This window comes from Buttiauxella noackiae, assembly GCF_000737905.1.
GTDB classification, from domain to species: domain Bacteria; phylum Pseudomonadota; class Gammaproteobacteria; order Enterobacterales; family Enterobacteriaceae; genus Buttiauxella; species Buttiauxella noackiae.
In genome coordinates, this window is sequence record NZ_JPRU01000002.1 from 1,307,098 (window position 1) to 1,331,280 (window position 24,183).

At 49.2% G+C, this 24,183-nt stretch carries 24 protein-coding genes; 9 read left to right on the forward strand and 15 right to left on the reverse strand.

Translation table 11 applies throughout. From position 1 onward, the window contains the following. Positions 1-86 precede the first annotated feature (86 nt). The 7 genes from lepB to IX31_RS23810 form a co-directional block, all read right to left on the reverse strand. Positions 87-1,061, reverse strand: coding sequence for a signal peptidase I (gene lepB / locus IX31_RS14450; protein WP_034459309.1), 975 nt, complete (start codon positions 1,059-1,061; stop codon positions 87-89). A gap of 14 nt (positions 1,062-1,075) precedes the next feature. Further along, positions 1,076-2,875 (reverse strand): translation elongation factor 4, encoded by a 1,800-nt coding sequence (gene lepA, locus IX31_RS14455; protein WP_034459311.1) that lies wholly within the window; start codon positions 2,873-2,875, stop codon positions 1,076-1,078. Between the two features lie 204 nt (positions 2,876-3,079). Next, positions 3,080-3,559: a SoxR-reducing system protein RseC gene (rseC, locus tag IX31_RS14460; protein ID WP_034459313.1), complete on the reverse strand. Its 480-nt coding sequence runs from the start codon at positions 3,557-3,559 to the stop codon at positions 3,080-3,082. Next, on the reverse strand, positions 3,556-4,512 hold the full coding sequence (rseB, locus tag IX31_RS14465; RefSeq protein ID WP_034459314.1) for a sigma-E factor regulatory protein RseB: 957 nt from the start codon (positions 4,510-4,512) through the stop codon (positions 3,556-3,558). The genes rseC and rseB overlap by 4 nt, the downstream gene beginning before the upstream one ends. Continuing rightward, the gene (gene rseA, locus IX31_RS14470) at positions 4,512-5,159 is read right to left on the reverse strand and encodes an anti-sigma-E factor RseA (RefSeq protein ID WP_034459316.1); all 648 of its coding nucleotides are present in this window, start codon (positions 5,157-5,159) and stop codon (positions 4,512-4,514) included. Before rseA ends, rseB begins: the two co-directional genes overlap by 1 nt. 31 nt (positions 5,160-5,190) lie before the next feature. After that, the gene (gene rpoE / locus IX31_RS14475; RefSeq protein ID WP_034459318.1) at positions 5,191-5,766 is read right to left on the reverse strand and encodes an RNA polymerase sigma factor RpoE; all 576 of its coding nucleotides are present in this window, start codon (positions 5,764-5,766) and stop codon (positions 5,191-5,193) included. A gap of 22 nt (positions 5,767-5,788) precedes the next feature. Continuing rightward, positions 5,789-5,845: a hypothetical protein gene (locus IX31_RS23810; protein ID WP_370639869.1), complete on the reverse strand. Its 57-nt coding sequence runs from the start codon at positions 5,843-5,845 to the stop codon at positions 5,789-5,791. A 355-nt stretch (positions 5,846-6,200) separates the two neighbouring features. Here IX31_RS23810 and nadB point away from each other — a divergent pair, with 355 nt between their 5' ends. Continuing rightward, positions 6,201-7,817: an L-aspartate oxidase gene (gene nadB, locus IX31_RS14480; protein WP_034460106.1), complete on the forward strand. Its 1,617-nt coding sequence runs from the start codon at positions 6,201-6,203 to the stop codon at positions 7,815-7,817. Here the strand turns inward: nadB and trmN are convergent. Next, positions 7,802-8,539: a tRNA(1)(Val) (adenine(37)-N(6))-methyltransferase TrmN gene (trmN, locus tag IX31_RS14485; RefSeq protein ID WP_034459319.1), complete on the reverse strand. Its 738-nt coding sequence runs from the start codon at positions 8,537-8,539 to the stop codon at positions 7,802-7,804. The two genes, nadB and trmN, sit on opposite strands and share 16 nt — an antisense overlap. A gap of 133 nt (positions 8,540-8,672) precedes the next feature. Between trmN and srmB the strand changes: the two genes are divergently transcribed. After that, positions 8,673-9,995: an ATP-dependent RNA helicase SrmB gene (srmB, locus tag IX31_RS14490; RefSeq protein ID WP_034459321.1), complete on the forward strand. Its 1,323-nt coding sequence runs from the start codon at positions 8,673-8,675 to the stop codon at positions 9,993-9,995. A gap of 64 nt (positions 9,996-10,059) precedes the next feature. Here srmB and IX31_RS22930 read toward each other — a convergent pair. Beyond that, a protein-coding gene (locus IX31_RS22930; RefSeq protein WP_122974009.1) for an IS3 family transposase occupies positions 10,060-11,417 on the reverse strand; the annotation gives its coding sequence in 2 pieces (ribosomal slippage) (positions 10,060-10,955 and positions 10,955-11,417; 1,359 coding nt in all). Between the two features lie 73 nt (positions 11,418-11,490). Continuing rightward, on the reverse strand, positions 11,491-12,300 hold the full coding sequence (djlA, locus tag IX31_RS14505; protein WP_034459322.1) for a co-chaperone DjlA: 810 nt from the start codon (positions 12,298-12,300) through the stop codon (positions 11,491-11,493). Positions 12,301-12,483: 183 nt separating this feature from the next. Here djlA and lptD point away from each other — a divergent pair, with 183 nt between their 5' ends. Genes lptD through apaH form a run of 6 tightly spaced genes read left to right on the forward strand, consistent with a single transcriptional unit; the run spans position 12,484 to position 19,235 of the window. Continuing rightward, complete coding sequence (lptD, locus tag IX31_RS14510) at positions 12,484-14,847, forward strand: LPS assembly protein LptD (RefSeq protein WP_034459325.1); 2,364 nt, start codon at positions 12,484-12,486, stop codon at positions 14,845-14,847. Positions 14,848-14,900: 53 nt separating this feature from the next. Continuing rightward, positions 14,901-16,193, forward strand: a complete 1,293-nt coding sequence (surA, locus tag IX31_RS14515; RefSeq protein ID WP_034459327.1) for a peptidylprolyl isomerase SurA — start codon at positions 14,901-14,903, stop codon at positions 16,191-16,193. Next, positions 16,186-17,175, forward strand: coding sequence for a 4-hydroxythreonine-4-phosphate dehydrogenase PdxA (gene pdxA / locus IX31_RS14520; protein WP_034459329.1), 990 nt, complete (start codon positions 16,186-16,188; stop codon positions 17,173-17,175). The genes surA and pdxA overlap by 8 nt, the downstream gene beginning before the upstream one ends. After that, entirely contained in the window at positions 17,172-17,999 is an 828-nt protein-coding gene (gene rsmA, locus IX31_RS14525) for a 16S rRNA (adenine(1518)-N(6)/adenine(1519)-N(6))-dimethyltransferase RsmA (RefSeq protein ID WP_034459332.1), read from the forward strand. The genes pdxA and rsmA overlap by 4 nt, the downstream gene beginning before the upstream one ends. 2 nt (positions 18,000-18,001) lie before the next feature. Continuing rightward, positions 18,002-18,379: a Co2+/Mg2+ efflux protein ApaG gene (apaG, locus tag IX31_RS14530; RefSeq protein WP_034459334.1), complete on the forward strand. Its 378-nt coding sequence runs from the start codon at positions 18,002-18,004 to the stop codon at positions 18,377-18,379. A gap of 4 nt (positions 18,380-18,383) precedes the next feature. Further along, positions 18,384-19,235 (forward strand): bis(5'-nucleosyl)-tetraphosphatase (symmetrical) ApaH, encoded by an 852-nt coding sequence (apaH, locus tag IX31_RS14535; RefSeq protein WP_034459337.1) that lies wholly within the window; start codon positions 18,384-18,386, stop codon positions 19,233-19,235. A gap of 34 nt (positions 19,236-19,269) precedes the next feature. Here the strand turns inward: apaH and folA are convergent, their stop codons facing one another. Beyond that, positions 19,270-19,749 (reverse strand): type 3 dihydrofolate reductase, encoded by a 480-nt coding sequence (gene folA / locus IX31_RS14540; protein ID WP_034459339.1) that lies wholly within the window; start codon positions 19,747-19,749, stop codon positions 19,270-19,272. A gap of 271 nt (positions 19,750-20,020) precedes the next feature. On the opposite strand from folA, the gene IX31_RS14545 reads away from it, so the two are divergent. After that, positions 20,021-20,635, forward strand: coding sequence for a LysE family translocator (locus IX31_RS14545; protein ID WP_034459342.1), 615 nt, complete (start codon positions 20,021-20,023; stop codon positions 20,633-20,635). A 95-nt stretch (positions 20,636-20,730) separates the two neighbouring features. Here the strand turns inward: IX31_RS14545 and kefC are convergent, their stop codons facing one another. The 4 genes from kefC to IX31_RS14565 all read right to left on the reverse strand — a co-directional run bounded on the left by kefC (position 20,731) and on the right by IX31_RS14565 (position 24,060). Next, a complete protein-coding gene (gene kefC, locus IX31_RS14550) occupies positions 20,731-22,587 on the reverse strand; it encodes a glutathione-regulated potassium-efflux system protein KefC (RefSeq protein WP_034459344.1) in 1,857 nt (618 codons plus the stop codon). Then, positions 22,580-23,110 (reverse strand): glutathione-regulated potassium-efflux system oxidoreductase KefF, encoded by a 531-nt coding sequence (kefF, locus tag IX31_RS14555; RefSeq protein WP_034459346.1) that lies wholly within the window; start codon positions 23,108-23,110, stop codon positions 22,580-22,582. Before kefF ends, kefC begins: the two co-directional genes overlap by 8 nt. Before the next feature lie 104 nt (positions 23,111-23,214). Further along, a complete protein-coding gene (locus IX31_RS14560) occupies positions 23,215-23,448 on the reverse strand; it encodes a YgdI/YgdR family lipoprotein (protein ID WP_034459349.1) in 234 nt (77 codons plus the stop codon). 123 nt (positions 23,449-23,571) lie between these two features. Next, the gene (locus tag IX31_RS14565) at positions 23,572-24,060 is read right to left on the reverse strand and encodes a toxin-antitoxin system YwqK family antitoxin (protein WP_241767194.1); all 489 of its coding nucleotides are present in this window, start codon (positions 24,058-24,060) and stop codon (positions 23,572-23,574) included. Positions 24,061-24,183 lie beyond the last annotated feature (123 nt).

The following is a 24,183-nucleotide window of genomic DNA, read 5'->3' on the forward strand; positions in this document are numbered from 1 at the left end:
GCTCCCTTGTGGGAGCCAACCTTAATACGGGGGGATATTCTATAGATAACGACATAGAAAGTCGTTATCTGAATAGATTTAATTGATCAATGAATTCCGCCAATACGACTTAAGCGCACACCCGTTGGCCATTCACCCTCTTGTTTCTCGAAACTCATCCAGATAGTGGTTGCTTTACCTACCAGATTTGCCTCAGGAACAAAGCCCCAATAACGGCTATCAGCGCTGTTATCGCGGTTATCACCCATCATGAAATAGTGACCCGGTGGCACAATCCACGTAGCAAGTTGCTGGCCCGGTTGCTGGTAATACATACCCAGTTGATCCTGGGCGATTGGCACAGTCAAAATGCGGTGAGTTACATCACCCAGTGTTTCTTTGCGCTCAGACAAGCGAATGCCATCTTCTTTGGTCTGGTTCAGCGGCAACTGGAAGAAACCAGAATTAGCTTCACTGCCATTACGGCGCGCAAAAGTCTGCACAAAATCACTTGGCTCTACATTGCTGTAGGTGATTGGCAGAGCGTTATCACATGCCTGGCCCGAACTGCAGTTTGGCTGAATAGTGACTTCTTTTGCCACTGGATCGTAACTGACGCGATCCCCCGGCAAACCAACGGCACGCTTGATGTAATCCAGACGTGGATCTTGTGGATATTTGAACACCACAATATCACCGCGTTTTGGGTGACCCGTTTCAATGAGCGTTTTCTGGTAAATTGGATCTTTAATACCGTAAGCAAATTTCTCCACCAGGATAAAGTCGCCAATTAATAACGTTGGCATCATTGATCCTGATGGAATCTGGAACGGCTCATAAATAAATGAACGCACAATCAAAACAATAGCGAGCACCGGGAATACGGATGCCCCCGTTTCTAACCAACCTGGCTTAGGTGCGACTTTTTTTAGCGTTTTGCTATCAAGTGCATCACCAGTGGCAGCTTGCGCTGCCGCCTGTTTTTCATGGCGCTTTGGGGCAAAGATAAACTTATCAATACACCATAAAAGCCCTGTTACCAGCGTCGCTATCACGAGGATTAGCGCAAACATATTCGCCATGCCAACTCCTTAATTTATTTGCTGTCTTTGCCGACGTGCAGAATGGCGAGGAACGCTTCCTGAGGCAATTCGACGTTACCGACTTGCTTCATACGCTTCTTACCGTCTTTCTGTTTCTGCAACAGCTTTTTCTTACGGCTAACGTCACCGCCGTAGCATTTCGCCAGGACGTTTTTACGTAACTGTTTAACAGTAGAACGCGCGATGATATGTGCGCCGATAGCCGCCTGAATCGCAATATCAAATTGTTGACGTGGGATTAGCTCTTGCATCTTCTCAACCAACTGACGGCCACGGAACTGCGAGTTGCCACGGTGGGTGATCAATGCCAGGGCATCAACACGATCGCCGTTGATCAGAACATCTACGCGCACCATGTCAGAAGCCTGGAAGCGTTTGAAGTTGTAATCCAATGAGGCGTAGCCACGGGATGTTGATTTCAGACGATCAAAGAAGTCGAGTACCACTTCAGCCATCGGGATTTCATAGGTCAGTGCAACCTGGTTACCGTGGTAAACCATGTTGGTCTGCACGCCGCGTTTTTCGATACACAGAGTGATAACGCTGCCCAGATATTCCTGCGGCATCAGCATATGACATTCAGCGATTGGCTCACGCAGTTCTGCGATGTTGTTCAGTGCTGGCAGCTTGGATGGGCTATCAACGTAGATGGTTTCGCCACTGGTGGTTTCGACTTCGTAAACTACAGTTGGTGCTGTGGTAATCAGGTCAAGATCGTATTCACGCTCCAGACGCTCCTGAATGATTTCCATATGCAACAGACCGAGGAAGCCACAGCGGAAGCCGAAGCCCAATGCGGTGGAGCTTTCTGGTTCATAGAACAGAGAAGCATCATTCAGGCTCAGTTTGCCGAGCGCATCACGGAAGTTTTCATAATCATCAGAGCTTACCGGGAACAAACCGGCGTAAACCTGTGGCTTCACTTTTTTAAAGCCTGGCAGCGCTTTGTCTGCTGGGTTGCGCGCGAGAGTCAAGGTATCGCCAACTGGCGCACCCAGGATATCTTTAATCGCACAGACCAACCAGCCAACTTCACCACAACCCAACACGTCGCGATCAACACGTTTTGGAGTGAAGATACCCAGACGGTCTGCGTTATAAACCTGGCCGGTACTCATTACCTTGATTTTGTCGCCTTTTTTCATGGTACCGTTTTTAATACGGACCAGAGAAACAACGCCAAGATAGTTATCGAACCAGGAGTCGATGATCAGTGCCTGCAGTGGCGCTTCCGGGTCCCCTTCCGGGCCTGGAATATCACGCACCAGACGTTCAAGAACATCCGTTACGCCAAAACCAGTTTTTGCCGAGCAGCGCACTGCATCAGTTGCATCAATGCCGACGATATCTTCAATTTCTTGCGCGGCACGTTCAGGATCAGCTGCTGGCAGGTCAATTTTGTTCAGAACTGGAACGACTTCCAGATCCATTTCCATCGCGGTGTAGCAGTTTGCCAGAGTCTGAGCTTCTACGCCCTGCCCGGCATCCACCACCAGCAATGCACCTTCACAAGCTGCAAGAGAGCGGGAAACCTCATAAGAGAAGTCAACGTGGCCTGGGGTGTCGATGAAATTCAGGTGATAAGTTTCACCATCAGATGCTTTGTAATCCAACGTAACGCTTTGCGCTTTGATGGTAATACCACGTTCACGCTCCAGATCCATGGAGTCAAGAACCTGGGCTTCCATTTCACGGTCGGACAAGCCGCCACAAATTTGGATAATACGGTCAGACAGCGTCGATTTGCCGTGGTCGATGTGGGCAATAATAGAAAAGTTACGTATATTCTTCATAGTTAGAGGTTTTATGCCTTACAAATCCGGGAAAGCTCGGCGCAATGCGCTGTACAGAGCATGATGTCAATGGCTGTCTTTTGCCTGAAACGCCGCATTCTACACTACAACGAGAAAGCGAGGAAACAGCTCATCATGCAAGCGTAGCTGAGTGATGAAAAGCCGATGGAATGAGTGTCAAATAGATAGTGGGCAGAAGAGACTTCACCGATCGTCCGCAGAAGTAACAGTTTCGACTCTCAGTACATCTGGCGGCAGAGCAACGCTGAGAATAACAGGCTGCCAGCTTTCACGACGGCTGAGCTTCAAAGAGAAGCCCCGCGCGATAAGAAAACCACCAACCCCACCCAGTAACGCCCCACAAATCGCTGCAAGGTTTGTCCCAAACAGAGCCTGGAAAAGGGCTGAAACCAGAAATAAACCCACCAGCGGAGACATGTAAACCAGTAAAGCAGAGCCAATCAGGCTGCCTTCAGCAATGCCTAATTCAACTTTTTGCCCCACCACCAGCGGTGTATCGCATGCAACTGATAAGGTGTGGCTAGTTTGTGGGCCAAGCTTGTTGAGTATGCGACTGCCACAACCTGCACGTGAAGCACAGCTATTACATGAGGTTTTGACGTCGCAGTTAAGTTGCGCTTCACCGTTTTGCCAGGAAACAACGGTTGCCCACTCTTTGATCATTGTACAGCCCTGAATTTGATACTGTCAGCAATGCGCTTTGCTGTTTGTGGAGGTAGTTCACCCACAATAGTGATCTCTGTTTTATCACGAACTTCAGAACTGACCGTACGGCGACCAGTACGTAATAGCTGATCGCTACTGTTACTTACAGCGCGGCTAATGTTGACCGAGAAGCTAAACAAGCCATCAGAATAGAGACGTGATTCAATCGGAACATCGACAGTGGGCAACGGACGACGGCTGCTGGATACTTCGCTAAAACCTTGTGGCAACCAAGTCGGTGTCCAGGAGAAATTAACTTTCTCAGCACCAGGCACTGACAACAACGGTGGTAAACTCGCCTTTGCCAGGCCTTGCATCATGCTATTGGCTTCTTTGCTAACGTTGAAAGAAATAACGCGGAATTGTTCCAGCGTTTCACCATCTCGATCCAGCAAATCAACACGTAGTGGTAATTTGGTTTCAGAGTCCATCCATACCATATAGCTGTATCGTGTGCCGTCTCGAGCCACGACACGAATCACTTCGCACAGGCGGTCGGCAATACGCGTCCGTCCGACAGAGATGAAGTCGTAATAAGGCGTCAGGCGTTTGAAATCGGTATAGACAATTGATGGGAGCGAATCAACGATATAGTCCCCGGTGAGCGTAAAGGGCTCAAGTCCCGGTTCAAAATAGCTGATTTCACTACCACGCTGAACAACTTCCCGGCGCGGACCATCCATCTGGAGCAATTGAGCAAGCGGACGATTATCAAGCCTTGCATGGCGATAGCGTAAAGACTCTATCCCTTGCTTGTTAATGCTGATAAACGCCAACTCATAATTGAGTGACTGACTCGCCTGGTTCATCTGCTGCAACAACGCCCCGGACGAAACAGTGTCCGCCGAGGCATTTGAGGTGAACAACAGGCTGCTTGTCATAAGAGACAGGGCATACCAAAGTTGCTTCATTACTGCGATTGAGTTCCTAAAGTTTGGTTTCCTGGCACTTGTACCGCAGCTTGCTGGGTTTGTGCCTGTTCAAACTGGAGTTGCTCGGCGTGTAAACGACGCTGCAATTCGTAATCTTGCAACATGGCATTGATACGTCGACGCTGTTCCTGTACCTGCTGCTGACCTGTGCTGGCTGTGCTGTCAGATGGCACACCCAAACTTACCGGACTCGCTTTACCCATCATCGGCAAGGTGTTAAACACCGGAGCCTCGGGCTGAGCAGGGTTGTCAGACTGGCCATTATAGTGCTGCACCCCGACGATTACCGCAAGCGATACGCATGCTGCAACGCCCATTTGGGTGAGTTGGCTGGCCCACGGACGAACCTTATTCCAGAATGACATTTTCTGCCATTGATGAGGTTCGGGCTGCTGTTCAGTAATGAGTGGCGTGACATTACGCACTGGCTCATTTTCAATCGCGGCCATGACATTGGCTGCAATATCAAAATGAAGTAATTCACTGGTATCGCCGCGCATAGTATCGCGGATTAGGTGGTAGCTCTCCCAGCTGTTCTGCAATGTTTTGTCTTTCGACAAAGTACCGAGCAGTTCGCTATCCAGAGTTTCCCCATCCATTAAAGCGGAAAGCTGTTCTTTCTGCATGCCTAATTACCCTTCCAGTAACCCGCTATCGTCAACGCCTGATAAGCGGTTGAACTTTATTATCAATAGCTTCCCGTGCACGGAAAATACGAGAACGTACAGTCCCTACCGGGCAATCCATGATGACGGCTATTTCTTCATAGCTCAAACCATCCAACTCCCGCAACGTAATTGCCATACGTAAATCTTCCGGAAGTGACTCAATAGTACGGAAAACTATTTGTCTCAGTTCTTCAGACAACATTAAGTTCTCAGGGTTCGAAATTTCTTTCAATGCGCTGCCACTTTCGTAGTTTTCAGCATCAATTGCGTCCACATCGCTAGATGGAGGACGACGCCCCTGAGCAACCAGATAATTTTTTGCCGTGTTGACCGCTATACGGTACAACCATGTATAAAACGCGCTATCGCCACGGAATGAATCCAGCGCACGATAAGCTTTAATGAAAGACTCCTGCACCACATCAGGAACATCTCCTGAAGGCACATAGCGGGAAACCAAACTCGCCACTTTATGCTGATAACGAATTACCAGTAAATTGAATGACTTCTGATCTCCCTTCTGGACCCGTTCGACGAGGACTTGATCCGTTAACTGCTCGCTCATCCGAGGTAATGTCTCCCCAAACCTATTTCCACGCGTAATTGAAAAGCCATCCGAACTCTGCATATCTGAGCAAGTTCACGGTTGGAGCGCTCGATTTGAGCAAAGTTCCCTTACGCCTTTGTTTTCCTGATCTGTTCCACGAATTATCTCTTCTTGATTATAAGTTTCGTGGCACAAACCGTAACACCTTTTTTATCCTAAAAGGCGATCGCTAAACTGCTTGCAGAGTATCGCATGAATCATGATTTTTCATCAGAAAATCTGCCACTAACAGCCGACCTTTAACAAATATGGCTTATCCAGCACATAATTCAGATGAAACTCAGATCTTCAGTTCTTTTGTTTAGTTCATATAACACTGAATTAAAAAAAGCGTGTTTGAGCCCACATCGGGTGATATGCTGGCCCAACCTTTGTTTAGTAAATTAAACACGATGAACGCAAATTCCGAACTCGCTTGTGATGTATTAATCGTCGGTAGCGGAGCTGCTGGCCTCTCTCTTGCTTTACGGCTTGCCGAAAACAGCAAAGTTATTGTTCTGAGTAAGGGCCCAATTAATGAAGGCTCAACTTTATATGCTCAGGGTGGAATCGCTGCTGTGTTCGATGAAACGGACAGTATCGATTCACATGTAGAAGATACCCTCATCGCAGGTGCTGGAATTTGTGATCGTGATGCGGTGGAGTTTGTCACCAGTAACGCACGCCACTGTGTGCAATGGCTAATAGACCAGGGCGTACTGTTTGACACAGAGGTCCAGGCAAATGGTGCGGAAAGCTACCATTTGACCCGCGAAGGCGGGCACAGCCATCGCCGAATTCTTCACGCTGCTGATGCCACGGGTAAAGAAGTTGAAACCACGCTAGTCGGTAAAGCGCTGAGCCATCCTAATATTCGCGTTATTGAACGCAGTAACGCCGTCGATCTTATTGTCTCGGACAAAATCGGCCTGCCCGGCACGCGCCGAGTTGTCGGTGCATGGATCTGGAACCGTAACCGCGAAAAAGTAGAAACCTGCCGCGCGAAAGCGGTGGTTCTGGCTACCGGTGGCGCATCAAAAGTTTATCAGTACACAACAAACCCTGATATTTCTTCGGGTGACGGTATTGCCATGGCCTGGCGTGCGGGTTGCCGTGTCGCAAACCTGGAATTTAATCAGTTCCACCCGACCGCTCTCTTCCATCCGCAAGCACGTAATTTCTTGCTTACCGAAGCGTTGCGCGGTGAAGGTGCTTATCTCAAGCGCCCGGATGGCACTCGTTTTATGCCTGATTTTGATGAGCGTGGCGAACTTGCCCCGCGCGACATCGTCGCACGCGCCATTGATCATGAGATGAAACGCCTTGGCGCGGATTGCATGTACCTTGATATCAGCCACAAGCCGGAAGAGTTCGTGCGCCACCATTTCCCAACTATCTATGAAAAACTGTTGGGCCTGGGTATCGATCTCACCAAAGAACCCGTGCCGGTGGTACCCGCTGCGCACTACACCTGCGGTGGCGTGATGGTGGATGAGAATGGTCGTACTGATGTTGACGGGCTTTATGCTATCGGCGAAGTGACATATACCGGCTTACATGGCGCAAACCGCATGGCATCAAACTCATTGCTTGAATGCCTGGTTTATGGCTGGTCAGCAGCCGAAGATATTATCAAACGTATGCCATACGCACGCATTTCTCGCGCTTTGCCTGACTGGGATGACAGCCGTGTAGATAACCCTGATGAGCAAGTTGTTATCCAGCACAACTGGCATGAGCTTCGTCTGTTTATGTGGGATTACGTCGGTATTGTGCGTTCAACACGTCGCCTGGAACGCGCATTGCGTCGAATTACTATGCTGCAGCAAGAAATCGACGAGTATTATGCCAACTTCCGCGTCTCTAACAATTTGCTGGAACTGCGCAACCTGGTGCAGGTTGCAGAATTGATTGTGCGTTGCGCCATGATGCGTAAAGAAAGCCGGGGCCTGCACTATACGCTGGACTACCCGGATTTGGCCGAAAACTCCGGGCCAAGCATTCTTTCACCACTCTACATAAATAAATAGAAATCCTGGGTCAGGCCGCAGTAACCTTCTGAATATTGTTGGTCTGGCCCACGAATGGTTAATCGCTCGGTAAAATACTCACCATCTGTTGGCGACAACGCCAGCATCACACGATGTGGCAAACGCGTTTCGTTATCGGCAACATCGGTACGATAGCGAACATGCCAGCCTTGTGTCTTCGCCAGTTCCGTAAATGCCGTTCCCGCCGTTTCAGGCATGATGACGCAGAAAAAACCATCCTCAGTAATTAACTGCGTTGCGCTATGCAACAACGCGCTATGATCCAGCGTAGTGGTATATCGAGCCTGAGCACGTTCAGGGGAAGCACAATTGCTACCTTGCTCAAAGAACGGAGGGTTGCTGACAATCAGCGAGTAACGCTGTGTCGCTTGCTGTGCCCATTCGCGAATATCTGCACAATGTACAGTTATCCGCGACGCCCACTGGCAGCCCTTTGCGTTTTCCGCAGCTTGCTCAGCGGCAATCGGGTCCAGTTCGACGGCATCAATAGTGACATTATCAGGTGTACGTTGCGCGAGCATTAACGCCAACAAACCACTCCCGGTGCCGATATCCAACACACTCGTCACGTTAGCAACAGGCACCCACGCGCCCAGCAACGTACCATCAGTACCGACTTTCATTGCACATCGATCGTGCGCTACGAAGAACTGTTTAAAGGTGAATCCATCACGACGTAATACTGCTTTTTGACTGCACATCTTAGCTACCCTGTAGAGAAACGGGTGTAGCATAGGGGAAACTCGTTGCCAGGAAAAGCGCCAGTTACCCACACAAACAGATGAAGATCGCAGCCATAACGTCTATAATCGGCGCCCTACATAGAGGAAGACCATGACTGTAACCACTTTTTCCGAACTGGAACTTGACGAGAGCTTGTTGCTCGCGCTCCAGGACAAGGGCTTTACCCGCCCGACAGCTATTCAGGCTGCCGCCATTCCACCTGCACTTGAAGGGCGTGATGTCCTCGGTTCCGCACCAACCGGTACCGGTAAAACAGCCGCTTATTTGCTGCCTGTGTTACAGCATTTGGTCGATTTCCCGCGTAAGAAATCTGGCCCACCACGTATTTTGATCGTCACGCCAACGCGTGAACTGGCAATGCAAGTGGCCGATCACGCTCGTGAACTGGCAAAACATACTCATCTTGATATCGCAACCATCACCGGTGGCGTGGCTTATATGAACCACGCGGAAGTGTTCAGCGAAAACCAGGATATTGTAGTTGCAACGACGGGTCGCCTGCTGCAATACATCAAAGAAGAAAACTTTGATTGCCGTGCGGTAGAGACACTGATTCTTGATGAAGCCGATCGCATGCTGGATCTGGGCTTTGCGCAGGATATCGAAACCATTGCTGCTGAAACACGTTGGCGCAAGCAAACCATGCTGTTCTCCGCAACGCTTGAAGGCGATGCGATCAAGAACTTCGCAGAGCGTTTGTTAGAAGATCCGGTAGAAGTTTCTGCAACGTCATCAACACGTGAACGCAAGAAAATCCACCAGTGGTATTACCGTGCTGACAACGTTGAGCACAAAACTGCATTGCTGGTGCATTTGCTGAAACAGCCTGATACCACACGTTCGATCGTCTTTGTACGTAAACGTGACCGTGTGCATGAGCTGGTAGCGTGGCTTCGCGAAGCGGGAATTAACACCTGCTATCTCGAAGGCGAAATGGTGCAGATGAAGCGTACCGAAGCTATCAAGCGTTTGACTGATGGCCGCGTGAACGTATTAATTGCGACCGACGTTGCCGCACGTGGTATTGATATTCCTGAAGTCAGCCACGTGTTCAACTTCGACATGCCGCGTACTGCTGATACCTATCTACACCGTATCGGGCGTACAGGCCGCGCTGGCCTCAAAGGTACCGCAATTTCTCTGGTTGAAGCGCATGACCATTTGCTACTGGGCAAAGTCACGCGTTACATGAAAGAACCAATGAAATCGCGTGTCATTGATGAGCTGCGCCCAACGACCCGTGCGCCGAGTGAAAAACTCACCGGTAAGCCGTCGAAGAAAGTGCTCGCTAAGCGCGAAGAGAAGAAAAAAGACGAGAAAGAAAAACCGCGTGTGAAAGTTCGTCTACGCGATAAAAAGAATGTCGGTAAGCGCCGCAAACCAAGCAGTGCTAAAACCGAATCAGCTGAATAAATCGTCAGTGAATATAGAAACCGTCTCAATTGTGAACTGACCCCATAAAGTTGGACGGTTTATATCAGGCGGCTATCTGGGCCTGGGTTCGGTACTCTACCGGACTCAGGCCTTTTAGTTTCTGTTTTATTCTTTCATGGTTGTAATAGTAGATATATTCGTCAATAGCATCCCGTAACTCCCTGATGCTTTTATACTCCTCCAGATACAGGCATTCCGTTTTCAGCGTGCCGAAGAAGCTTTCTATCACCGCATTGTCATAGCAGTTTCCCTTGCGTGACATACTCTGTTTCAGCCCTGCTTCCCTGAGTCGCTTCTGATAGTGCGCCATCTGATACTGCCAACCCTGGTCTGAATGTACCAGCGGATATTCACCTTCACTCAGAACCGACAGCGCCTTACTCAGCATATCGTCCACCATCGACAGAACGGGTCGATGCTCCATCTGATACGCCACGATTTCACCGTTATACAGGTCAAGGACCGGGGATAAATACAGCTTTTCCCCGGCAATTTTAAATTCTGTCACGTCTGTTACCCACTTCTGGTTGGGTTTGTCTGCACTGAACTGGCGGTTCAGCACATTACCCGCAGCTTTGCCATATCGCCCTTTGTAAGAGTTGTATTTCTTCCTTCTGATACAGGCGGTTAAGTCTAACTGCTGCATCAGTCTCTGAACCGTTTTATGATTCAGTGAACTCCCTTGCCGACGACCGGCCAGCGTGATACGCCGGTATCCATATCGCCCTTTATGCTTATGGAACAGCGCTAAAATCTGATGCTTATCATCAGCATATTTGTCCGGTTTTTTCGCGCAAGCCAGCTGCCAGTAAAACGTACTTCTGGCCAGCTCYGCCGCTTTTAACAGACGAGCCAGGGGATGCTGCGGCCTTAACTCATTCACGACCTGTGTTTTCTGCCGCGTTCTGGCGTGTTTTTTTCCCTGAGTAAGGCCTGAAGCTTTTTTAGATAAGCYACTTCGACGCGTAGCTGCTCGAGCTCCTCACGTTCGTCCGGGTTAAGGGGCGTTTGAGGCGTGTTGACTGATTTATTTCCAGGGGTATCCGGCATCGTTTTTTTCCTGCGGCGGTTATCTGTCAGGGCTTGCAGACCGCCTTCATCATACAGTCGTTCCCACTCACAAACCGTGGAAAAGGCAGGAATAGAGAATGTTGCACAAACTTCGCGAACAGACAGTCGATGCTCACGCATATACAGGATGACGGACTCTTTAAAGACAGGAGAGTAGGTGAAGCGTCGTGTGGTTAGCCCGGCTTCGCCATGAAGCTTCCAGACGGCAGACCACTTACGAACGGCACTGTGATCGATACCAAAACGCTTTGCTGTCGCTTTGTACCCTTCCAGACCGGAAAGATAGTGCTTCACAACCTGAAGTTTGAAGCTAAGAGAATATTTGCTCATAAAAAACTGCACCTTACTCGGTTGGGTGTCCAACTTTTTGGGTGCAGTTCATTGAATCGAGAGGCTTTTTCTATTATTTAAATCCTTTCGCCGTCTTAATCAGATCGTACGCTTTCTGGATGTCCTGCGCTTTCTGCTTGGCCATTTCCATCATCTCTGGCGGTAAACCTTTAGCAACAAGCTTATCAGGGTGATGCTCGCTCATTAATTTGCGATATGCACGTTTAATGGCAGTCGCATCATCCGTACTTTTGACACCGAGTACATTGCACGCATCTTCGAGTGTCGGACCACGTTGTTGCTGGAAACCACCGCCTTGCGACTGGTTGTATCCACCACCAAATTGCTGCCCGCCTTCCATCATGCGCAAGAACTGATCGAACTGAATGCGTGAAATGCCGAGTTCTTCCGCAATAACGTACAACACTTCCCGTTCGTTAGGATGCAAAGAGCCATCAGCAAATGCCGCCTGGATTTGAATTTCAAGAAACATCCGAATCAGGTCAAAACGGCCAAAGCACACGCTGCGTAACTGACGCATTTTTTCACGTAGCGGGTAGCCATTTTCTTTGCCAACACGAAACGCATGTTGTGCTGCACTACGCGCATCACCATGTAATTGCATGCGATCCATTAATAGCGAGGCTATCTGGATATCCGCTTCTGTGACGCGCCCTTTCGACTTAGTCAGGTGGCCCATCACTTCAAATGTGGTGCTAAAAAACAGTGACTGACGCTGTTGTTGGTTAGAAAACCAGGATTGACGACGGCTACGCACCTTATCGATGGCATGGCCAATCAGTAATCCTAAAACCACACCCCAGAAGCCACCACCCATAATTAGTGCTATTGCGACACCGAGTACTTTTCCCCAATACTGCATATACTCCCCAAATCGTCATGCCGTCGGCTAGAATTTGCTTTATCATACCCGTCATTGATAGCGGTGCCTAACGGCACTCTGCTGAACGGGAAGGATTAACACTAGCGCTGTGGTGATGAGTAAGTTAGTCTCTGACCGTTTGCCGACGCTAAGCCATTGATGATGGAACAACGAATAACACGTATGAAAAAACGTATTCCCACCTTGCTGGCCACCTTGATTGGCGCAGCGCTGTATAGTCAACAAGGTATGGCTGCCGATCTTGCGTCGCAGTGTATGCTTGGTATCCCAAGTTACAATCGCCCTTTAATTAAGGGAGATACCAACAACTTACCTGTCACTATAAATGCCGATCACGCAAAAGGAAATTATCCTGACGATGCGGTGTTTACTGGCAATGTTGATATTCAGCAAGGCAATAGCCGCCTACAGTCTGATGAAGTGTTGCTACACCAAAAACAGGTTGAAGGTCAGCCGGATCCTGTCCGCACGGTCGATGCTGTCGGCAACGTACACTACGATGATAATCAGGTTATTCTTAAAGGGCCAAAAGCCTGGTCAAACCTGAACACCAAAGATACCAACGTCTGGGAAGGTGACTACCAAATGGTAGACCGCCAGGGCCGTGGTACTGCTGATCTGATGAAACAGCGCGGCAATAATCGCTATACCATTCTGGAAAATGGCACATTTACTTCCTGTTTGCCGGGTTCTAATACCTGGAGTGTTGTGGGAAGTGAAGTGATTCAGGACCGTCAAGAAGAAGTTGCGGAAATCTGGAATGCCCGTTTTAAACTGGGCCCGGTTCCGGTCTTCTATAGCCCTTATTTGCAGTTGCCAATTGGTGATAAACGTCGTTCCGGTTTCCTGATCCCAAATGCGAAATACAGTACAAATAACGGCCTTGAGTTTTCCCTGCCGTATTACTGGAACATCGCACCAAACTTTGATGCCACAATCACTCCGCACTATATGGAGCAACGTGGTACTCAATGGCAGAACGAATTCCGTTACCTGACCAAAGCGGGTGCAGGTATTATGGAATTCGATTACCTGCTGTCTGATGAAGAATACAAAGACGATACCGCGAAGAACCCGGAAGGGGATGAACGCCGCTGGTTGTTCTACTGGAACCACAGTGGAGTAATGGATCAAGTGTGGCGTTTTAATATCGACTACACCAAAGTCAGCGATCCAAACTACTTCAACGACTTTACTTCACAGTATGGTTCCAGTACTGACGGTTACGCCACTCAAAAATTTAGTGTCGGCTATGCCGTTGAAAACTTTGACGCAACACTTGCGACAAAACAGTTCCAGATTTTCGATTCTCAACGTAATAGCGGTGCAAATTCATACAGCGCTCAGCCGCAGTTGGATATGAACTACTATCAAAACGACGTCGGTCCGTTTGATACACGTATTTACGGCCAGGCTGTTAAGTTTACAAACTTCAATAACAACATGCCGGAAGCTACACGCTTGCATGTTGAACCAACCATTAACCTACCGTTATCCAATGGTTGGGCAAGCCTGAATACCGAAGCCAAGCTGATGGCGACGCATTATCAACAGGATAACCTCGAAAAATACGAAAAAAATGTCAATAGCAACAGCAAGTTAGAATCTACAGTTAACCGTACCCTGCCTCAATTCAAAATGGACGGTAAACTGATTTTCGACCGCGATATGGACTCTGCAGCAGGCTGGGCGCAAACCCTTGAACCACGCGTACAGTATCTGTATGTACCGTACCGTGACCAAAGTAACATCAATAACTACGATTCTGCGTTGTTGCAATCTGACTACAATGGCTTGTTCCGTGATCGTACTTACGGCGGCCTTGACCGTATAGCTTCAGCAAACCAGGTCACCACGGGTGTTACAACTCGTGTTTATGATGACGCCGCTGTTGAACGTTTTAATGTTTCCGTTGGTCAAATCTACTACTTCACCAAGTCTCGTACTGGTGATGAAACGATTAACAGTGAAAAAGGTGACGAAACAGGTTCTGTGGTATGGGCTGGCGATACCTATTGGCGCATGACTGACCGTTGGGGTTTACGCGGTGGCGTACAGTACGATACACGTCTTGATAACATTGCTACCGGTAACGGCGTTATCGAATATCGTAAAGATAACGATCGCCTGGTACAATTTAACTACCGTTACGCAAGCCCTGAATACATCGGCGCTACTGTTTCCAACATCAACATCAATGCTGACCAGTACAAAGATGGCATCTCACAAGTTGGGATGACAGCGAGCTGGCCTATCGTTGATCGCTGGTCAGTTGTCGGAGCGTATTACTACGATACCAAGGCACAACAAGCAGCTGACTCCATGTTAGCCGTGCAGTACAACTCTTGCTGTTATGCGATTCGTTTAGGTTATGAGCGCAAAATTAACGGTTGGGAAGATAACCAAAGCAAATACGACAACGTAATTGGCTTTAACATCGAGTTACGTGGCCTGAGTTCCAACTACGGCCTGGGCACACAGCAGATGTTGCGTTCAAACATTCTGCCGTATCAGAGCTCGATGTAATTCACTTTGACTTGAATTAGCAGTCCGCTTTGCGGCTAAGAAATGGAAAAAGTATGAAGAATTGGAGAACGCTGCTTCTCGGTGTCGTCCTGGTGGCGAACACCTCTTTCGCGGCCCCACAAGTGGTCGATAAAGTTGCAGCCGTAGTGAATAACGGTGTGGTACTGGAAAGTGATGTTGACGGCATGATGCAGTCAGTGAAGACCGGTGCACAACAAGCCGGGCAACAGCTTCCTGACGACAACACTTTGCGTCATCAAATTCTGGAACGTCTGATCATGGACCAAATCCTCCTGCAGATGGGTCAGAAAATGGGCGTTAAAGTGACGGATGAGCAGCTTGATAAAGCCATTGCTGATATCGCAGCCCAGAACAAAATGAGCATGGACCAGATGCGTAGCCGTCTGGCCTATGATGGCGTTAATTACAATACTTACCGTGCTCAGATCCGCAAAGAGATGACCATTTCGGAAGTGCGTAATAACGAAGTTCGTCGTCGCGTATCTATTCTGCCGCAGGAAGTTGAAGCTCTTGCACAGCAAGTAGGCAGCCAGAACGACAGCAGCACCGAGCTGAACCTAAGCCACATCCTGATTCCTTTGCCGGAAAACCCTACTTCTACTCAGGTAGACGATGCGGAAAAGCAAGCGCGTGACATCGTTTCACAAGCACAAAGTGGCGCTGATTTCGGCAAGCTAGCCATAACCTACTCTGCTGATCAGCAAGCTCTGAAAGGCGGTCAAATGGGTTGGGGACGCATTCAGGAATTGCCATCTATTTTTGCTCAGGCTTTAACCTCTGCGAAAAAAGGTGACGTCATTGGCCCGATTCGTTCAGGTGTTGGTTTCCACATCCTGAAAGTGAACGATCTGCGCGGTCAGAGCCAGAGCATTTCAGTAACTGAGGTCCATGCTCGTCATATTTTACTGAAATCATCGCCAATCATGAGTGACGACCAGGCGCGCGCTACGTTAAACCAGATTGCAGCTGATATTAAGAGTGGAAAAACGACCTTTGCTGCGGCAGCAAAATCGTTCTCTGAAGATCCTGGTTCAGCAAACCAGGGCGGTGACTTGGGTTGGGCTGCGACCGATATCTACGATCCTGCCTTCCGTGATGCACTGTCGAAAATGCATAAAGGTGAGTTGAGTGCTCCAGTTCACTCCTCCTTCGGCTGGCACTTGATCGAACTGATGGATACTCGCAACGTTGATAAGACTGATGCTGCGCAAAAAGACCGCGCGTATCGTATGCTGTTCAATCGTAAGTTCTCTGAAGAAGCACAGACCTGGATGCAAGAACAACGCGCATCTGCGTATGTGAAAGTCATAGGTAGCAATGGCTAATATCCAACGTGTAGTCATCACTCCCGGCGAACCCGCCGGGATTGGTCCTGATCTGGTCATCGCGCTGGCACAGCGCGACTGGCCGGTCGAAGTGGTTGTCGCAGCATCTCCCGAATTACTCCTGGAACGTGCAGCTCTTCTCGGTCTTCCTCTTCAGCTTAATCCTTATTCGTCTGATACTCCTGCAAGCCCGCAAGCTGCCGGTACCCTTACCATACTGCCTATAGCATTACGAGCACCTGTCAAACCAGGGTTGCTTGAGGTAAAGAACGGTGAGTATGTGGTGGAGATGCTGGCTCGAGCATGTGATGGTTGTATCAATGGTGAATTTGCGGCACTGATCACAGGCCCCGTACATAAAGGCATCATTAACGATGCTGGCATTCCCTTTATCGGTCATACCGAGTTTTTCGAAGAGCGATCGCACAGCGAAAAAGTCGTAATGATGCTGGCGACTGAAGAGTTGCGTGTAGCTCTTGCAACCACACACCTGCCTCTCAAAGCCATTAGTGATGCAATCACGCCAGATTTATTACGCCAGATAATCTCCATCCTGTATCATGACCTGCAAACCAAGTTTGGTATCGCGCAGCCTCATGTCCTGGTTTGTGGCCTCAACCCCCATGCCGGGGAAGGTGGTCATATGGGTACTGAAGAGATTGATACCATCATTCCAGTATTGGATGAAATGCGCGGTCTTGGAATGAAACTTTCTGGCCCACTACCGGCAGATACGCTGTTTCAGCCTAAGTATCTCGATAACGCCGATGCAGTGCTGGCGATGTACCACGACCAGGGCTTACCTGTACTCAAATATCAGGGTTTTGGTCGGGCAGTGAATATCACACTAGGCTTACCTTTTATCCGCACTTCGGTTGACCATGGCACCGCGCTAGATCTAGCCGGTCAGGGGAAAGCCGAGGTCGGCAGTTTTATTACGGCGCTTAATCTCGCCATCAAGATGATTGCTAATACTCAATGAATACTCGTGTCCACCAGGGCCATTTAGCCCGTAAACGTTTTGGACAAAACTTCCTTAATGACCAGTTCGTTATCGACAGTATTGTCTCTGCTATTAATCCACTCAAAGGCCAGGCGATGGTTGAAATCGGCCCCGGCCTCGGCGCATTAACCGAGCCTGTGGGTGAACGCCTGGATGAGATGACCGTCATCGAACTGGACCGCGATCTTGCTGCTCGTCTGCAAACGCACCCATTCCTGGCACCGAAGCTGACTATTTATCAGCAAGATGCCATGACGATGGATTTTGGAGAGCTGTCGCAAAAAATCGGTCAACCGTTGCGCGTTTTTGGCAACCTGCCGTATAACATCTCCACGCCATTGATGTTCCATCTCTTTAGCTATACTGATGCCATTGCTGACATGCACTTTATGCTGCAAAAAGAGGTGGTAAACCGTTTAGTTGCTGGCCCTAACTGTAAAGCGTATGGTCGTTTATCAGTCATGGCACAGTATTATTGCAATGTGATCCCAGTACTTGAGGTGCCACCAACGGCCTTCACACCTGCACCGAAGGTTGATTCTGCGGTCGTGCGCCTGGTGCCACATGCAATAATACCGAACCCAGTTAAAGAGCTGCGTGTGTTAAGCCGCATCACTACTGAAGCCTTTAACAAGCGTCGCAAAACGATTCGTAACAGCCTTGGCCATCTTTTTAGCCCAGAGGTGATGGCGGAGCTGGGAATCGACGCAACCCTACGCGCTGAGAACATTTCAGTCGCACAGTATTGCCAACTGGCAAACTATTTGGCTGAGCACCCACAGCAGCAGCCAAAGGAGAGTTAACGATGTTAAATTCGCCCCGCGTATGCATTCAGGTACAAAGCGTTTATATCGAAGCGCAGTCCTCTCCGGAGAACGAACGGTTCGTCTTTGCTTACACTGTAACCATCCGCAACCTGGGGCGAACACCGGTGCAATTGCTTGGTCGTTATTGGCTTATCACCAATGGAAACGGCCATGAAACTGAAGTTCAGGGCGAGGGCGTGATTGGCGTCCAGCCGCATATTGAACCGGGCAACGAATACAGTTACACAAGCGGTGCAGTACTTGAAACACCGCTTGGCACCATGCAAGGCCATTACGAAATGGTCGACTCTCAGGGCGATGCTTTCCGTGTCGCTATTCCCGTATTCCGTCTGGCTATCCCAGCCTTTATTCACTGATACGATGTCTACATACCTGATTGGCGATGTTCATGGTTGTTACGATGAATTGGTAGCCCTGCTGCAACAGGTTGAGTTTACGCCTGGCAAAGATATTTTATGGCTAACGGGCGATCTCGTCGCACGTGGGCCTGGCTCGCTTGAAGTGCTGCGGTTTGTGCGCGGGCTTGGTGACAGTGCGCGCATTGTTCTCGGTAATCACGATCTGCATCTTCTGGCAGTTTATGCAGGCATTAGCCGCAATAAACCCAAAGATCGCGTTTCCCAATTGCTGGAAGCACCCGATGCCGATGAACTGCTGAACTGGTTACGTCGCCAACCTTTGATTCAGGTTGATGAAGAGAAAAAGCTTGTGATGGCACATGCAGGGATTACGCCGCAGTGGGATTTGAATACCGCAATGGCCTGTGCGCGTGATGTTGAAGCCGTGCTTTCAAGCGACAGCTATCCATTATTCCTCGATGCAATGTATGGCGATATGCCGAACAACTGGTCACCTGAACTTTCAGGGCTTGCTCGTTTGCGCTTTATTACCAATTCACTGACTCGCATGCGTTATTGCTTCCCGAATGGGCAACTGGATATGTACTGCAAAGACACTCCAGAAAGCGCACCTGCACCTCTTAAACCCTGGTTTGCTATTTCAGGCCCGGTTACCGATGAATATTCCGTGATATTCGGGCATTGGGCATCGCTGGAAGGTAAAGGTACGCCAGAAGGCATTTACGGGCTGGATACTGGATGCTGCTGGGGTGGTGAACTAACTTGCCTGCGCTGGGAAGATAAAACATATTTCACCCAGCCATCGAATCGCCAGCAAGATGTTGGCGGTGGAGAAACGGCTATCGCTTCATAATAAAAAAACCCGGTTAAATAACCGGGTTTTTTATTTAACGACGTTCCAGAACTTCGAAGCAGTAACTATGTGAGTTACTCTCATCCGCGTCATGGAATTCGCTAAAAGTAGACTGCCACTCGTCCGGTTCGTAATCCGGGAAGTGCGTGTCACCTTCTACTTCCGCATCGATATGCGTCAGATACAGGCGCTGTGCTTTCGGCAGGAACTGTTCGTACACACGCCCACCACCAATCACCATAATCTCTTCGGCGTCGCCACAAGCCTTAATGGCATCCTCAACAGATGAAACCCACTCCACGCGGTCATCGGTACCGGGCTTACTGCTAATGACGATGTTCTTACGTCCAGGAAGCGGGCGACCGATAGATTCCCAGGTTAAACGGCCCATAACGACAGGTTTATTCAGTGTATTACGTTTAAACCAGGCCAGATCGGCTGGTAAGTCCCAGGGCATGGCGTTTTCCATGCCAATTACACGATCTACCGCTAATGCAGCAATCAGACTGATCATTCTATTAACCCAAGGGTGGTGAAAAAATTGCCGCCACTATACGGAAAGCGCATTCTTTCGTCGACTATCCGCAAGCATGTCCGTAAGAATTTTTTTGTTCTGCGACTGTAAACCCGTAACGTATTGCTTCCTGTTATAACAGGAACAATGAGTTAGCGTAAAAGCGTCAGAAATAACGTAAAAGATTCTTAACTGCTCTTCGCCATATACTATAAGTTTATACAATAGCTGCGGTATAGTTCACATTTCTACGTCTTTGCAGGATACAACCATGCTGGAAACCACACTTTTTGTCGCCACCATTGCCACTTTGGGGATGTTATCTCCCGGGCCTGATTTCTTTCTGGTGATAAAGAACGCAGCTCGCTATTCACGTACTGCGGCAATGATGACTTCGCTGGGTGTCATCAGCGGCGTGGCAACGCACATGACTTATTGTGTTGCGGGTTTAGCGGTGGTGATTACCACCACGCCATGGTTATTCGACCTACTGAAATATGCCGGGGCCGCATATCTGATCTGGATTGGTTTCCATGCATTACTCGCACGCGGCAGCAGTAAAATGGATGTCAGCAACGTTGAGCGCCAACAAACGACACTTAAGAAAGCATTTCTACAGGGCTATTTGTGCAACCTGCTGAACCCCAAAGCGACCCTGTTCTTCCTTTCCGTTTTCACCCAGGTATTGAGCGTGAATTCAGGGACCATGGAAAAACTTTGGTACGCCGGAGTTATCCTGATGCTGTCCGTGGTCTGGTGGCCACTGTTGGTGGTGTTAATTCAAAGCGAGCCTGTTCGTCGCGGCCTGGCTAAGGCACAGAAAATTGTCGATAAACTGCTGGGCGGCATGTTGATTGCGCTGGGGATAAAAGTCGCCTTGAGTTGAGAACGAATCGGTGGATGGCGCGCAAGCGCTTATCCACCCTACAACAGCGTTCCGTAGGTCGGATAAGCGTTAGCGTCATCCGACACCACTTTTCGTTATTCCGGTTTCACTGGCGGCTCATCGGCCAATTTCCCCGAATGAAGCCCTTCTTCCGTCCCCTGCCAGCCGTGACGCTGAATCACATTCAGATGGATACGATCTTCGTTAATCACCTCAGTCAGCATGGCACTGGTGCGTTTGAGCACATCGGCTCGCGCTGACCAGTCTGGAGCCGGAACCATCTCTTCAACCATCTGCGTATTAAAACGTCGGAAGTGATCGGCTCGCTCACGTGCTTCATAGCTGCCAACGCCCAGACCTTCCAGTGCCCGGCGCCCCACTTTTAATGCGCCTTCAAATGTTTCACGCTCTGGTTGTTCAACACCCAACTGCCGCAGGCGAATGAAGTGGTCAAGATCGCGTGCTCGCGCAATCACTTTCAAATGAGGGAAATGTTCCTGCACCAGCTCTGCCAGCTGCATATTGGCATCAGGATCGTCGATAGCATTGATCAGCACTTCAGCTTTTGCTGCCCCGGCGGACTCCAGTAAATCCACGCGTGTTGCATCGCCGTAAAAAACTTTGGTACCAAATTTACGCAGTGTTTCAATATGGTCTGGGTCATGATCGAGAACCACCATTTTTACCCCACTGGTGAGTAACAAACGGCCGGCAATCTGCCCGAAACGACCGAAGCCTGCGATAATCACTCGCGGCTGTTCTTCATCGATTTCGTCCGCTTCTCGCGCCTGTTCTTTACCCGATTTCTCCAGGCGATTGAGTATTACCAGCAGCAGCGGCGTTGCCGCCATTGATAGTGCAACAGCAAGGGTCAGCGATTTCGCCCAACTGTCATCTAACACCTCAGCCATTCTTGCTGTACCAAAAATCACGAACGCAAATTCACTACCTTGCCCCAGCAAAACAGCAAACCAGCGCCGTTGTTTTCGTGGCACATTCAGCGGCTTCGCCACAATCCAAAGCGTTATGATTTTAATCGCCAGGAAGCCGAACAGCAGTGCGATGATTCGCAGAGGATTTTCAAGCAACGTACCAAAATCTATCGACATGCCCACACCGATAAAGAACAGCCCGAGCAGCAAACCTTTGAACGGTTCAATATCACTTTCCAGCGCATGGCGATACTCGGAGCTTGCTAGTAACACACCGGCAAGAAACGCGCCCATCGCCATCGAAAGCCCGGCCTCTTCAAGCAATAAGCCAAAGCCAAACACCATAAACAGTGCCATAGCGCTGAAGACTTCACGCAGGCCGGAACGCGCAACAAACCGCAGCAACGGGCGCGTTACATAACGGCCTAGCAACACAACGATGGCCAATGCACCGACCACTTTCAGAGCCGAAATGGAAAAAGCAGCCAGGGTCGTAGTCGCACCGCTACTGGCTAATAACGGGATCATGGCCACCAGCGGGATGGCAGCGATATCCTGGAATAACAGCACGGCAAAGGCACTACGCCCCATTTGTGAAACAGTGAGATTGCGTTCGTTCATCGCCTGCATGGCTATCGCAGTTGAAGAGAGCGCCAGCGTCAAGCCGATTAACACCGCCACTTGCCAACGCAGCCCTAAGAACATGCAGAACAAACCGAGCAGCAAACCACACGCCACCATTTGCAAAGCACCGCCACCAAACACCGAGGCGCGTAGCGTCCACAAGCGACGGGGGTCAAGCTCCAGACCAATCACAAATAACATCAACACCACGCCGATCTCCGCAAAATGCAGAATAGTTTCGGCATCCGTTACCAGACGTAACCCCCACGGGCCAATAATGCACCCGGCAATCAGGTAGCCAAGCACCGAACCTAATCCAAGGCGCACGGCAATCGGCACAATGATCGCAGCGGAGCCAAGATAAATCAGCGCCTGAATCATGCTGTGACTATCCATGGTTCGCCTCCCGCCATTCGAGTAACCGTTGTTTATATTGCTCGGCCTGAACTTCGAGCGTGTTCTCATCGCAAACGAAAGTGAAATGAACGGTGAAATGCGGCAGCCAGTTCATGCCGCAGTAAAGCGCGGTCGCCTGCAATGGTTGTCCAAGCACATCAAAGCCGGGATGGTCACCCAGATTAAAATGGTTATCGCCACCGCCAGTAGTAACCGCCCACATGACATTTTTACCGTGTAGTGCTTTACCGCCACGCCCGTAGGCCCAGCCGTGAGCAAGTACTTTGTCGATCCACAGTTTCATCAATGGCGGAGTGCTGTACCACTGCATCGGGTGCTGCCATATAACCAAATCTGCACGGCTTAATGCTTCCTGCTCGGCGGCAATATCAATGTTGAAATCGGGGTATAACTCATAGAGGGAGCGCACTTCTACATCGGGCAAAAGCGAGGCTTGCTCAAGCATTTTTCGGTTTGCGTGGGAGTGTTGCGGGTAAGGATGTGCATAAATAATTAAAATCATCAATTAGCCTGTTGTTTTACCGCATTCTTTTCTCAAAGAGTGTAGTCAGTAATTCAACAGGCTAATAGTCATAATTCCAGGCGAGCTAAGTGGGAAGACCTGAATTAATTATCCAGTTCGCCCATCGATTTAACCTGATCGCGGTTGATCTGCTCAGTCTTGCCGGATTCCGCATTTTTGTAAGAGACCAGGCCAGTCTCGTCATCAACCTGCGGCTTACCCTCTGTGACAATGGTTTTGCCATCTGTGGTTTTTACCGCTTGGTTAGACGAACAGCCCGCGACGGTCAGCAACGTTGCGGTAGCGAATAAGGACGCCAGTAGAATTTTGTTTTTCATGTTGTTCTCCCTGTTTGTAGTCATTTCTCATCTTCAGACTAAAAACATTAGCAGGAATTTCCGGCTTCGCTGGAAAATACAGAACACTCTGAAAGCAGACAGTTGTAAACCAGCCTGAGTGATTTAACTCTTTTGCGGAAAACCATCTTTATAAATGATGGTTTGCAGAACGTTGCCCTGGGCATCAAAGGTTTTCGCTTCGCCATTTGCCACGCTATCTTTGTAGGTGATGGTGGTGCGTAACTTGCCGTCCTGCGTATAACCTTGTGATAGTCCTTCGGCCTTACAGTTAATCAGCGGGGTATGGGTTCTTAGCGTGCCGTTTGGGTAATAAATATCCAGATATTCATTGAAACAACGGTTCTTAACAACCGTCTCGAACTTCTTCGCACCGTTATCGTATTTTTCAACGAGCTTACCGTCAGGTACTTTATCCGTCACACTAACAACAGGCACGGTCAGCTTTTTTTGCGGCTCAAGGTCGTCTGTTAATCCTTTTGCATAATCTGGCGTCATGCCCATTGCATCAATAGTTTTAGTGACTGAAGAGGAAAATTCTGCACAGCCAGATAGCATTATGGCTAGCGTTATCAGAGGAATTAAACGTTGCACGGCGAGCTCCTTTTTAAGTATTTCCGTAAAATGAAACTAACGATGCACGTAGACAACCCCCAAAAAAGGTAGGAAAGGCATTAAAAAACCCGCCGAAGCGGGTTTTGGGAGGAATCCGAAGAG